The organism is Anaeromicrobium sp. (genome assembly GCF_025210435.1).
GTDB lineage: Bacteria > Bacillota > Clostridia > Peptostreptococcales > Thermotaleaceae > Anaeromicrobium.
In genome coordinates this window covers 1-12377 of the sequence record NZ_JAOART010000124.1, presented here as the reverse complement: position 1 = coordinate 12377, position 12377 = coordinate 1, and the positions used below count along the sequence as shown (strand labels likewise).

Genomic DNA, 12377 nt, shown 5'->3' with positions numbered 1-12377 from the left:
ATCTGCGCTATATATTCTAAGTCTTTTTAAATCATTTTCATATATTTCTCTTTCTTCTTTATTCAGTGACATGATATCTAATTTTTCAATTGCCTTTTTTATGGTTATTTCTTCTTCTAATTCTTTTGGTATCCGATCTTTTCTTCACTTCCAAATAATTTTTTAAATACAAGATCTACCTTTGGATTTAATTTACACATATTTCATTAACTCCATTTAATTACATACTAGTTTTTTGTAGGATGCTTTGAATTATGCGTTATCTGATGACTATTTTCTATACATTTCTAACTCTACCAAATCTATAATAATTCCTGTATTCTTCAAAAAATCTAGTCCTAAAAGACCATTTACTCTCTCTTTTGGATCAATTTCTCCAAAATCTATCTTCATGTTTTCTACTAATATATCTCCACACTCTACCTTATCTATTCTCTTTCTAACTGAATAGCATACTTTTCCACCATATCCAGACGCTTTTACTATTGTATCTTCATCAGATAGTTCTGTATCCATTTCTTCCAAATAATCTGGAATTATTATTGTATGAGATGCTCCTGTATCTACTATCATATCTTTTACTTCTATTGAGTTCCCTTGATGAAAAAGTTTTACGGAAGCATATAATAACCCTTCCTTTAAGCTTAGCTTAACCATACTATATCCCTCTTCTTATGCCTATATTTTTTACTACTTCAATTATAAATTTGGGGTTCTTTGTACTATAAACAATTTGCTTTTCCTTACACTTCAAAAACTCTTTCATAGCAGCCTTACCGTCACCAATAGCTTTTATAAAAGCAACTTCATCCACATATTCTTTTCCATTCTCCACATGAGATTCTATAACTTCAACCTTCACAAATTGATTAGGATACATTTCTCTTACTTCTTCCCATTTCAATAAAACCTCTCCCTTCTTCATTTGAATTACTTAGTATTACTATAATTATATCATTCATTCTTTATATACTTTTATGATTATATTTTCTTATTTAAAAGTTGTCAGATGACGTTTTTCTATCTTACTCGATTTCACATGCCTTTAGTGGAATATCTAAAATAATTTCTCGTAAAATATTAGAGCTATAATCTTATGGGACCTACCTAATAGTTCTTTTCTTCTTCTGGATTTTCAAACAACACTTTTAATACTAATGCCCAATCTGCTGTTTTAGCCATATCTTCAATTTTATTTTTATGTTCATAATCTCCTCCCAAATATGCCCATACCGCAGCTTCTTCATCATCTTTCAATTCAATTTCCTTTGGTAATGAAACAGGTCTACGACTATAGGACTTATCAAATCTATCTATAAATTTTGTAGAACTGTTCCATCCACTTTTACCCATTATTACAGTTTTCATTACCATAGTTGGTGCCCATTCTAAATTATCTAATAGCCTCTCTTTTAATGATATACTTACTTCCCCGTCATATTTTCCATCTATAACATTCGTCATAATTCCTGATTCATCTATTAATTTTCCTTTTTCCCAAATTTCATATTTACAACTAATCCTCTTTTTATTGCCTTTATATTTTACTTTTACACAACCTGTCGTTAACCCTAAATGAGGTTCTAACCGTTTTGTATCCCTTTGAAATAACGATGAAGGAGTTATAGTTGCTGTTCCAAATTCTGAATAATCCCCATCAATAGTCTTAGTACATCCAGACATAAAAATAAATACCCCTATTATTAAAACATATATTTTTCTATTCATATAATCACCTCAATTATATTTCTCATATTTATTAAACCTTACTAACCTTCTTTTTTTCTCAGAAAGTTTTAGATTAAATTTTTCTAATCTTGTTTCCATTTAAGTACATAAATTTTTCTTTTATATAATGGCTCCTCCAATATTACACAATACAAGAATAATGTGTCTCAATAATAAGTAGAGTATGCTCATAATAATTAGTTTGTCTTTCTAGGAAACAGTAAACGAATTAGTCTATCATCACTGATTTCTTCTTTATTTTCATCAATAAATCTAACCTTTTTTTCCTGAAATAATTGTTTAATTCTCAATTCAATCTTTTTCCCTAAATCTTTATAACCAATGGTAATACCACATGCAAGACCTATTGCCATCCATATTAACCAATTCATAAAAATACCTCCCTGCAAACAAAATATAAATACTCTTTGTTTCACATAATTCTAATATTGCGTCCTAAATTATCAAATCCTATTTCACAAACTACCAATTTATGCATCTTACGATCTTTAATAACTACTATTCTCTTTCGTCTAACATTTCCTTGTTTATGACGTCTCAGCACATTGCAATTTTTCGCTCATACAATGAATAGGTATTGATCTAGTCCTCGACCCTATTAGGTAGTGAGACGTGCTTAAACATATTTTTATATGATATTATATGTGGAAGCTACATTCTCCAATCAGTACCTGATATTCCACCAAACCTTACCCAGCCTTCCTTTTTTATGCCATTAACTTTGTATTCTATTCTATAAATCATTCGCCCCTTACCAACAACCATAAATGGGCCAATCCCTGTGAAAAAATTGCGTCGCTCATAACTAATTAAGTGTCCCCCAAGTGAATCAATCTTACTTTTAATACTATCCTGATGGCTTTCACTTCTTGCAAAATATATTATTATACCAATTATTATAAAAAGTAATATACCTAAAACGTCCATGCTACTCTCTCCCATCTAATATATTTTCTATTCACAAATTCATTATATTTCACATCTAATCTTCTTACCTGATTTTATGTGACGTCCTGCGTGTTTACGATGTGACAATAACGCAAACATCTGTCAGTTACGTGAATTACAGAAAAACTATTTTTTGTTTTATAATAAATTCATGTACTTACTAAAATTCATATATCTATAAATAATACCTAACATTGACTCTGCCAGATTTCTTGCTACTGCCTTACTACAATTTGTTGATGCCTGTATTCGTTTCTATTTGCTGTAATTTATGTATTCATAATTCATTAGGACTTAATCGGAATATTATAAAGGTTAATAAACAAATTTAACGATTCATTAAGTTCATTAATTACTTTAAATGCTGGTTCTAATGTTTCATTAATGTCATCAATAAATAAATCAATGTGAAATCTAAGAGTTGTCCCTAATTGCCTTCCATTTGGGGTTACTGGTGGTAATGCAAATGGTCTTAATTGAATTTTAGTTCCCCCCCTAGAACTATCTCTAACAAACCAAGCAAGAAATTCAATACTATTGAAACTTTCTATTGAATTATCAATCTTAAATTCAAATTGCATAAGAACTTCATTTTTCAGCCCACCTTTTGTACGTAAAAGACATGTATGAGGTAAGTGTGAGAATTGAGATATCTTTAATAATTCAGTATTTACTTCCTCTAGATTCTCAACACCACTTTCTATTGAAGTAATTCCTCTTAACTTTAAAATTGTATTATGGAAATTTTCTATGTCTATTGGATAGTTACTCATATCTTCCTCCTATTATTTATGTTGATACTGCTTTTATATTAAATTTAATTATCTAAGCTATTTATTAACAATGGTAAACTTTGTCAAAACTATTAAGAATTGCAAGTTTATGAATACGAAATCTATAATAAATTAGAATTAATATTAAAATTATCATTATAATTATTGTGGTTATAAAATATTTCTGGCTAAAATAGCATTAGAGTAAACTAAATCTTAGAATATATCATGTATTTCAACACAAGACAGTTATACCTATGAGTATAATTAGTTTCTATTCAATTATAATTCCATGTTCTATCATAGGCTCTAAAACTTCTTCCTTTAACATACTAATATAAATTACAGATTTTAAGTTCTCTAAGTGTTCAAATCCACGGACTGATTGAATATCAAAGAAAAAATCTTCTCCATCCCAATCTGGCTGTATACAATGGTAGACTTCATTCCCTCCATCAAAACATAACTCTGTAATCTTATTCAAATCACTTTCCTTAATATCTAATTCAGCAAAAAACTGTAACATCTCATCTATAGGTCCTGCTCCTACATGCCATTGGTAGTTTTTACAATGCTTTTCAATCAATACTTCCAACTGACTTTTAAATTCAGGGTCCTTGTCCAACAAAGCCTCAATTACTACCAATTTAAAATTAAAGTCTTCAAAAACACCCATTTCATCTACATATTTTGTCATTTAAATCTCCCTCACTTTTAGCCACTATTATAAATAATATTTTATATGATGAAAAAAGCTAACAACATTGCCAATCATATGCTACATTTGAAAAATCCCTATTTTTTAAATCCTCTTCTTTAATGAAAAAATTACAGTTTCCAGTATCACCGAACATAATTCCACATTCATCTTCTACATCTAGTTGTAATAATAAAATATTATATTCATCGCAATAAGCAGGTTCAGATTGAATAAAATATGGATAACCACCAAATCTACTACCAGAACCATCAAATTCATGCCAAATTTTCTCTTTCTGCTCTTCATTAAAAGATATTCCTTTAAATAACTCATTAAACTTTTCGCAAGAACAAGATATTGGCATTTCTCTTAATTGAAAATTCATTTTTCCCTCTTTATCAAATGGTAAAAATTCCTTATAATCTTCTTCATATGGATTTTTACAAACCAATTGGTTCACATCTGTTATATATTTCTCAATATATTTAACTTTACAAGGACCTTCATAACCATAACATTCATCATTATGAATATAAAATTGAAGCAGTCCATTTTCTGGCATATTTTTCAATTCAACTAAATCTGCTAAATTAATCTGTGCAAGAAATATCATTGGCTTATTGTTCTTACCTAGTGGATAATCTTCAATATTTTCAAGGTAAGGACAACCACCTAATTTACTTTCCCATGGTTTTGTATCCTCTTTTGTAAAAGTGATTTCGTTACTTTTACGAATGGATGTTTTTATGATTTTTTCATATTCCCTAAATAGTTCTGATACTTCATACTTTAACATTCTAATCTCCTCCAAAATCATATAGACCTCTTACATCTACAAGTTAAACTTTTATTAGCTACTGAATATATGATAATTTATTTACTTCTATTTCTAATAATTTTAAATTCATATTTTCTATATATTTCGTTTTCCTTTTTAGGGTCCAATTAATATAAATCATCTTTTATCACTGTTTAAGAAGAATACGAACTTAGCTTAGAACGCAACCTACTTTTAATCAATAATTACCTTTTATTACATTTGTGCCTTCGTGTGAAATTATCTTATAATTGTTTATGAAAGGAGTGTTTCTTATTAGAGCAATATCATATAGTGACTCATTTTTATTTTTAATTGTAGGTCTTTATTTTTTATTTGGTGCCATAAAAAAACCTAATTGGTTTTGGAACAATCGAAAAAATACCCGTTTTAGAAATTTTTTTGGTGATAGACATGCATATGCATTCTACATCATTGCAGGTATTATCTGTATCGGCTTAGGTTTATTTAGATTACTTCAAGAATTTATTTTTTAAGTACTGAGATATTTTTCTCGGTACTTTCTTCATTACCCCATAATTTTGTGCTTCATAAAATAATCTTTTGGTTTTAGTTTAGCTTTTACATATTTTATACACATTTTTTTACTATTGTGTAATAGCTGTTCTATCTATTTTGTATTTTTTAGCATCTTGCCACATTCCATATGATTTTCATGTAATGTACCAAAATAGTTTGCTAGGCCATGCTTAATGACCATCAGCCACTACAATACTCCATATACAAGTATCTTCATATTTATCCCCTTCATAGACTGATAGTATCTCCATTGTAAAAATAAAAATAACCTCTTCATAATCCCTTCCCCCTATCATAACCCTAACAAAAATACCTATACTATGCACTTTTTACCACTACTCTGTACTACTTTCTTACTATAATTGGTCTGTTTATTCTCATTATGATCTATTCTTCTATTTCTTTATTTTCAAAATGTTATACTATAAAGCGCTCTCCCATTTTAATTTCAAAAACTATTTCCTCAATGCTTTTGTCTGATGTATCAACGATATATCTGTCTTCAATTTTTTTCTCCCTAAATTCATTTAAGACTTCAATTGCACGTTCTCCCATGACTTGTTCTGTTAATCTATTATTATCTCTTTCTCTAATAACTTCTTCATTGGCCATAAGAATTACATATTTTAAAATAATTCCACTTCTTTTTCTTAAATCGCTAAGATACTTTAGATGCTCTGGAAATACAATATAATCTACAACTATATCATAACTCCTTTCTAGATAATTTTTAGTTAAATCTGATACATTTGACCACATTAGTCTCATTAATTCTCCATTATCCTTCCAAGGTGGTAAATATCCACCCACAACCATGTGGTAAATTAAATCTCCATTTATATGTACACTTTTTTCAAATGATTGTGCTAACCTAGCAGAAATTGTAGATTTACCTACTCCACAGGGTCCCGTAATGATAAATATTGTTTTACTCTTATTCATTAAAATTCCTCCACTACATACTACTTCTATCACCAGTACTTAAGTTGCTTCAAATCCCTTTTGTAGATAACCATCCTCCTATGTTGCCACGTTTTCCTGTGGAATGTTTGAGAATAGTATGTTAGGCCATAATTAACTACATTACTACTTGAAAATAGTGTTGATGAAAAAATTTTTACTATATTTCATTTATTAGTTCTGTCAACACGAAAACTATTTTATTTGTTTAATCTCAAAACCTATATATTTATTTCTTCTGCCTTCTTTATATGTCAAAATTCCCTTATTACCTTCCAAAATTGGAAAATACTGTTCAAAACTAACAAAAAAAATAAATTTAATCTGATCATCCGATTTAAATTCAAGTTTATAACTATCCTGCATATAGCGCCCTACTCTAAAACCGCCCCCTATCCTTGTATATATTTCTTTTGATTTCAATGTAGCACTAACCTTCTCAATAGGTTGATTATACAATTGTATCTCTTCATATATACGTACTATAATAATTGAAATAAACAAACATACAAAGAAACCAGCAATTAAAAAAAAAGACTTTGAATCTTGGTTTATTGATTTAATAATTTCATTAACTCTTGTTATTTCAGGTATAGTTCCATTGTCATCAATATATTCAAGGGGTTCATATATCCCCCAATAGACTAATACTGTTATAATATACAAAATTGATAGTGTTACACCTATGCTTCTCCATGATGAGTATTTGCTATTCTTTGACACATCCATCCCTTCCTTCTTTTTAGGTTTATGGTAAATAACGTTTTTCATATATTAAGATAGTCCACATGTTTTTCGTGGACTATCTTAATATATCATGTTATCCAATGTGCCACCTAATGACAGGCTGTTGCTTCATTGCTATTTTATATATCTATATTTTACCATTTTATATGGAATATAGTAATCTACACATAAGAAAATATGGTACAATAATTTTGCTTTCCCCACTTATTTTGAATTATGCTATAATATGATAGAGGTTTTTTATGGAGGATACCTATGAGTATAAATAAACATAAAATAGTTACCATTGGGAAGTTGCAAAACAAAATAACAAAAATATTAGATATAGATTTACCGAATGGAGATATAAGCATGTACCCTGGTTTTAAGAAACATGTTAAAAAAAGACATCCTGATTGTGTAAAATATATTGCGAATGTACAAGATATTATTAACAATCCAGATTATATAGGTGTTCATCCTAAAGAAGAACATAGCGTTGAATTAGTAAAAATATATGATAAAAATATTTTATTATCAATTAATTTATCTACTAAAACAGATACTGAATATTTATATGTCTCAAGTTTATATGATATCTCTCAAGCAAAACTAAATAATAGGATTAACAGTGGTAGGTTAAAAAAGTTTATTTGACATATTACATATTAAGATGTATAATTTAGTTGTAATATTCATATGTTAATAAAGGATTGTTGAGGATCGGAAATGGCTCCCGACACGCTACTATTTAGTAGTTATCAGGTATGCAGGATACGCCGCCCTGCCATCAGTCCAACAGATATAATAGAAAAACTCCAACGTTGGAGTTTTTCTTCATTTGCAAACTAACTTCAACTACTGACACCCTAATTTATTTAATTATTTTCATATTTATCTAAGGTAATCTTAATTTTTATTTTCCATTCTTTTGTTCCATTCGTAGAACTATTTCTTACAATTGCAGCGGCTGTAGATTGGGGATTAAACTCTAAATCTTTAGTCAATTTGTAGAAGTTCTTATTATCACATTCTATAAGGCATATGAATTATGATTACACATATGCTTATTTAATAAATTCAGCATTATTACCACTAATTTTAATAATCTCAATTTTTTTATCTAAGAATACAGAAAACTTAGTAACTCCACTTTTTTTAATCACTATATTTAAATTTGGAATAATATTCAATAATTCTTTTTTTAGTTCCCCAATATTCATCTTCGATACTCGCTTCTTATTAAATATCATAAATATTTTGTTTTCAATTTCTTTAATATTTTCCGACGGAATCTTTCTTATTGTAACCCAGCATTTGTTTTCTTTATTAGTTAAAGAAAAACTATCCAACTCCTTTAATAATCCAGACAATTTTGTATAATGATAATTTCTTACATCAAAATCCGGAAACATATTATTTATCCTTCGTCCTATTTCTCCAAGATCCATAGAATCCATATTGCTGTCCAAAACCATATCAATAATAGTCTTTTCTATAATATTTTGGGGAGTGAAAAATTTTTTACTAATGCCATTATTGTTAGACACTCCATCGATTTTCACATCTTCAAATTTCATATCCTCATCTATAACATCTACAGAAATAAATTTTTCACAAGAAACCCTAAATGCTTCTGGTGTCTTTTGTTCTCCAATACCAATTACTAAGTTTCCAGACTCACGTAACCTTTTTACCAATTTATTAAAATCAGCATCACTTGACACAATACAAAAACCATTTACCTTTCCTGAATATAATATATCCATTGCATCAATAACAAGCCCTATATCTGAAGCATTTTTCCTAGAAGTATCATTAGATTGCATTATAGGTGTAAGTGAAAATTGTGAAGATTTCTCTAGCCATGGTTTTAACCTCTGCTGTGTCCAATCACCATACATTCGTCGAATTGTAACCCTTCCATACTTTGTAAGTTCTTTTAAGATGCTATCAATATGCTTGGATCCAATATTATCTGCATCTATCAGTAACGCGATTGTTAATTTTTCCATAATATATCTCCTTACTGTTTGGTATAATAGTTCATAATAAAATGCTATTGTGTAATACCTATTGTATCTATTTTATTTTCTTTTTAGTATCTTGCTATTGTAAATAACGTTCTTAAGTTCATGGCTCCCTAAGTGCTTTTGTAAGATGCCGTGAACTATATGTTAGGTACAGTCCGTTAACTTGCAGCAATTGGCTAACATATTACTCCATCATTAAAGGGCTACAAATAAAACTATCCTCTATAATAAATTTATAAATAATATAAAACCATACTTATATATATTATACTATTATTGAAAATTCTTCTCTAATTTTGAATACACACATTAATCAGGTTCAATAATTAATATTTAACATGGGATTATGGAAAAAATATTTTATCTAAAGGCATATCGGTTATCAAAGATATTTTGGAAATTAGAAACGTAGTTAGCCAGAAAACAAAATTATAATCAAAAAATCTATTATAAATCCCAGTTCTGTCTTTAATGGTCTGTTAGGACCAATCTTATACTTACCTATTTTAACTTTATATTCCTAGAGAAAATTACATATCTACTTGTACTTATCTAATTTTTTCTAAATAAATAACATTGTCACACTTCCTTACATTGAAATTTAAATTATCTTTAAATCTAAGAATACCAACACCATTTTTACTATTCCTATCATAAAATGATATACTATATCCATTCCTAAAAGGATAACCACTTAAATAGCATACAACCTCTTTATCTTTTGTAAAAATTACATTGTCCATTCCTTCATTAAGTGTTTCACAAGCATAATCCCACTTATAACCTAGGGCCTTATAAATCTCTTCTTTGGATGTGTAGGGAGAAAAAGAATATATTCTATCCCATTGAAAAGGTGTTAATCTAGATAAATTTATTCTTTTATCTGTTTGTTCTAGAGATAATACTTCTTTTCTTAATAACTTTGAATTTAAATCCCATACTTTTTCTTTAAATGGATTAACTAAAATAATAACACTACATATCAATACAAATATTGATACTATAGCATAAGTTTTCCTTATTCTCATCTATACTTCCCCCTTATACCTGACCTACATACAATGATTAGGGCAAATTATGAATAAAATCCATAGCTTATACTTTCTTATGTTTGAACCATAACAACTATTAAACCATTTTAGACTGCTGCTAAACTTATATTTTAAGGGATGACTATGACTTTTTTCTATACTTTTTCAATGATAATTTAAACCTTGGATATTAATTCCTTTTTACTGTCCGTAGATCAGCTCTCTTAATATTATCCTTTAAATTAAATCTCATAGTTATTAGTTTGTGAATTACATAAGTTATGCTTCCTCCTATAATTGTTCCTATGATATCTCTCCAATCAAAAACACCTATTAATGGTGTGATCTGAATAATTTCATATATTATAAATCCAAAAACAACTTCTAAAATTACTTTTAATTCATCTCTATATTTTTTATATTGTACATAACCCATAAATAAAAAAGATGCCGTAATAACTGCACCTATATTGGTGTGCATATCTGCTAAACCATAGTCATTAATATTATTATCATATATATAACTTCGATAAGCATTTCCTAATATAGACGTTAAAAATAAAAATGAAAATGATAGTTTATAATATAGCCCTCTTTTCTCCATGGATAACCCCCTATAACTTTCTATAGTATTTCTATTCCTAAAAAGTTACAACTTAATAAAATTAATTAATAACTCTAGCATAATGTTTCCTGAATTAAGTCGGGTAAGTCAGAGGGGTTGCCCCCTCTTGCTCCCCTAAGAACCCTACGTGACACTTTCACGTCATAGGGCTCAAGTCATTTAAAACCAGCCTGTACTAGAAGCTGGCAAGCATTCTTTTCTTCTTATAATAATCCTCATATATTGGTAAATAAGGATTGGCATCAAATTTTATTAAAACATGTCTTACTATTTTAAAGTCACTAGCGAATAGTAGTCTAATAGTATTTGTTTGAAATATCCAGTCCCTTTTTTCAGTCTTTGTGAAGTATCTATTCTTTCTCCAATTCTTTGACTTTGTGGAATATCTCCGTTTAGCCCATAACCATATGCCTGTAAATATATTCTTATCTAATGTTTGAAATGCTTTTTTAAAACATATATGTTTATGATAATTACACCATCCACGTATTATCTGATTTAATCTTTTAATCAATATTTGCTATTTCTGGATCAAATTAGTTTTGATAACTCTTCTTATATTTGCTGATACTTTTAATATTGATTTCTTTGACGGTTGTATCAGTAATTTATCATTATATTTTCTAAAGTTCCTTCAAAAATCCATCTAGCTGATGTTTTTCTTGATAAACAATTAAATAGATACTCTGATTCATTTTTAGCACTTCTATGTTTTCTAAATCCGAAGGATGTCTTATCTAAAATACTTTCTGCAACAGGGTCTAATACTTATGCCATATAGGTTTTGCATTGCCCTATCATACATTATTTTAGCAATTCATATTACCTTAGATTCTATCTTTACCCCGAAGCCATTATCCATTTGCTAGGCAATACGAAAAGTCACCTAACTTTGGCTCACACCTTTTGGTCATAGCATATCAGCCTTATTTCGCTACTCACGTTTAGCGAGGCTTGCAATAGTTCAATTAATTTAATCATAGTAATATATTTACCCTAGCAATCACCCACATTAGGCTAGTAGGATATTCACATTGTCTCTATAGCTTAGAACCCTGCCATTACTAACAACGCACCTATAGATAGAGTTACTCCAAATGGATAGAGTAGCCCAAAGGCTGTTAAGCTTAGACAGCCTAAAATGTAGCTTACCCCTGTTATTTCAAGGGCTAGTCGCACTTGCACATAACGTTTCTAGAATTTTCGTCGTCCTACATGGTCTTAGTAGTATGGCAGAAATTCTATGTTATATGAAGGTATTGGAGCAGAAGCCCTAGTATTGAACTCTTAATACAATACCTCTATCATCATTGGTCCAAACTGAAGAAGTATGCCTTGCAATGATTCTTTGATTCTCATCTTCTCCTAATGTATCCCCATCATTAATCACATTGCCATTTGCTATTAAATATCTCACAATACTAAGTGAAAAATCTATTAATTCTTCGAATGATTTAGTAGACTTGATAATCTCT

At 28.9% G+C, this 12377-nt stretch carries 19 protein-coding genes; 2 read left to right on the top strand and 17 right to left on the bottom strand.

The annotated features are described in order from the left end of the window. Positions 1-270: 270 nt before the first annotated feature. The 8 genes from N4A57_RS15465 to N4A57_RS15430 all read right to left on the bottom strand — a co-directional run bounded on the left by N4A57_RS15465 (position 271) and on the right by N4A57_RS15430 (position 4966). Complete coding sequence (locus N4A57_RS15465; RefSeq protein ID WP_293658937.1) at positions 271-657, bottom strand: retropepsin-like aspartic protease; 387 nt, start codon at positions 655-657, stop codon at positions 271-273. Between the two features lies 1 nt (position 658). Then, positions 659-904 (bottom strand): hypothetical protein, encoded by a 246-nt coding sequence (locus N4A57_RS15460; protein ID WP_293658936.1) that lies wholly within the window; start codon positions 902-904, stop codon positions 659-661. Between the two features lie 203 nt (positions 905-1107). Then, positions 1108-1728 carry a hypothetical protein gene (locus N4A57_RS15455; RefSeq protein WP_293658935.1) on the bottom strand — a complete coding sequence of 207 codons (621 nt, stop codon included), beginning with the start codon at positions 1726-1728 and terminating at the stop codon, positions 1108-1110. Positions 1729-1925: 197 nt separating this feature from the next. Further along, positions 1926-2120, bottom strand: a complete 195-nt coding sequence (locus N4A57_RS15450) for a hypothetical protein (protein WP_293658934.1) — start codon at positions 2118-2120, stop codon at positions 1926-1928. A 280-nt stretch (positions 2121-2400) separates the two neighbouring features. Then, positions 2401-2676 carry a hypothetical protein gene (locus N4A57_RS15445; protein WP_293658933.1) on the bottom strand — a complete coding sequence of 92 codons (276 nt, stop codon included), beginning with the start codon at positions 2674-2676 and terminating at the stop codon, positions 2401-2403. A gap of 308 nt (positions 2677-2984) precedes the next feature. After that, complete coding sequence (locus N4A57_RS15440; protein ID WP_293658932.1) at positions 2985-3470, bottom strand: hypothetical protein; 486 nt, start codon at positions 3468-3470, stop codon at positions 2985-2987. A gap of 274 nt (positions 3471-3744) precedes the next feature. Next, a complete protein-coding gene (locus N4A57_RS15435) occupies positions 3745-4167 on the bottom strand; it encodes a DUF6892 domain-containing protein (RefSeq protein WP_293658931.1) in 423 nt (140 codons plus the stop codon). A gap of 58 nt (positions 4168-4225) precedes the next feature. After that, positions 4226-4966 (bottom strand): YwqG family protein, encoded by a 741-nt coding sequence (locus tag N4A57_RS15430; protein WP_293658930.1) that lies wholly within the window; start codon positions 4964-4966, stop codon positions 4226-4228. Between the two features lie 278 nt (positions 4967-5244). Here N4A57_RS15430 and N4A57_RS18670 point away from each other — a divergent pair, with 278 nt between their 5' ends. Beyond that, on the top strand, positions 5245-5484 hold the full coding sequence (locus N4A57_RS18670; protein WP_442863865.1) for an Imm17 family immunity protein: 240 nt from the start codon (positions 5245-5247) through the stop codon (positions 5482-5484). A 213-nt stretch (positions 5485-5697) separates the two neighbouring features. Here N4A57_RS18670 and N4A57_RS15425 read toward each other — a convergent pair whose 3' ends face one another. From N4A57_RS15425 to N4A57_RS15415, 3 genes are all read right to left on the bottom strand, one after another. Continuing rightward, the gene (locus N4A57_RS15425) at positions 5698-5823 is read right to left on the bottom strand and encodes a hypothetical protein (RefSeq protein ID WP_293658929.1); all 126 of its coding nucleotides are present in this window, start codon (positions 5821-5823) and stop codon (positions 5698-5700) included. 121 nt (positions 5824-5944) lie between these two features. Further along, on the bottom strand, positions 5945-6469 hold the full coding sequence (locus tag N4A57_RS15420) for an AAA family ATPase (RefSeq protein ID WP_293658928.1): 525 nt from the start codon (positions 6467-6469) through the stop codon (positions 5945-5947). A 213-nt stretch (positions 6470-6682) separates the two neighbouring features. Then, on the bottom strand, positions 6683-7258 hold the full coding sequence (locus N4A57_RS15415; RefSeq protein ID WP_293658927.1) for a DUF2500 family protein: 576 nt from the start codon (positions 7256-7258) through the stop codon (positions 6683-6685). Positions 7259-7489: 231 nt separating this feature from the next. Here N4A57_RS15415 and N4A57_RS15410 point away from each other — a divergent pair, with 231 nt between their 5' ends. Further along, positions 7490-7870, top strand: coding sequence for a PBECR3 domain-containing polyvalent protein (locus tag N4A57_RS15410; RefSeq protein WP_293658926.1), 381 nt, complete (start codon positions 7490-7492; stop codon positions 7868-7870). Positions 7871-8091: 221 nt separating this feature from the next. Here the strand turns inward: N4A57_RS15410 and N4A57_RS15405 are convergent, their stop codons facing one another. From N4A57_RS15405 to N4A57_RS15380, 6 genes are all read right to left on the bottom strand, one after another. Beyond that, positions 8092-8250: a DUF4357 domain-containing protein gene (locus N4A57_RS15405; protein ID WP_293658938.1), complete on the bottom strand. Its 159-nt coding sequence runs from the start codon at positions 8248-8250 to the stop codon at positions 8092-8094. Between the two features lie 30 nt (positions 8251-8280). Beyond that, entirely contained in the window at positions 8281-9228 is a 948-nt protein-coding gene (locus tag N4A57_RS15400) for an NYN domain-containing protein (protein ID WP_293658925.1), read from the bottom strand. 566 nt (positions 9229-9794) lie between these two features. Further along, positions 9795-10274 carry a hypothetical protein gene (locus N4A57_RS15395; RefSeq protein WP_293658924.1) on the bottom strand — a complete coding sequence of 160 codons (480 nt, stop codon included), beginning with the start codon at positions 10272-10274 and terminating at the stop codon, positions 9795-9797. Positions 10275-10467: 193 nt separating this feature from the next. Then, entirely contained in the window at positions 10468-10881 is a 414-nt protein-coding gene (locus tag N4A57_RS15390) for a hypothetical protein (protein ID WP_293658923.1), read from the bottom strand. Between the two features lie 196 nt (positions 10882-11077). Continuing rightward, positions 11078-11416: a group II intron maturase-specific domain-containing protein gene (locus N4A57_RS15385; protein ID WP_293658922.1), complete on the bottom strand. Its 339-nt coding sequence runs from the start codon at positions 11414-11416 to the stop codon at positions 11078-11080. A 759-nt stretch (positions 11417-12175) separates the two neighbouring features. Beyond that, positions 12176-12377, bottom strand: a 202-nt coding sequence (locus N4A57_RS15380; protein WP_293658921.1) for a DUF4261 domain-containing protein, incomplete at its 5' end; no start/stop codon positions are given.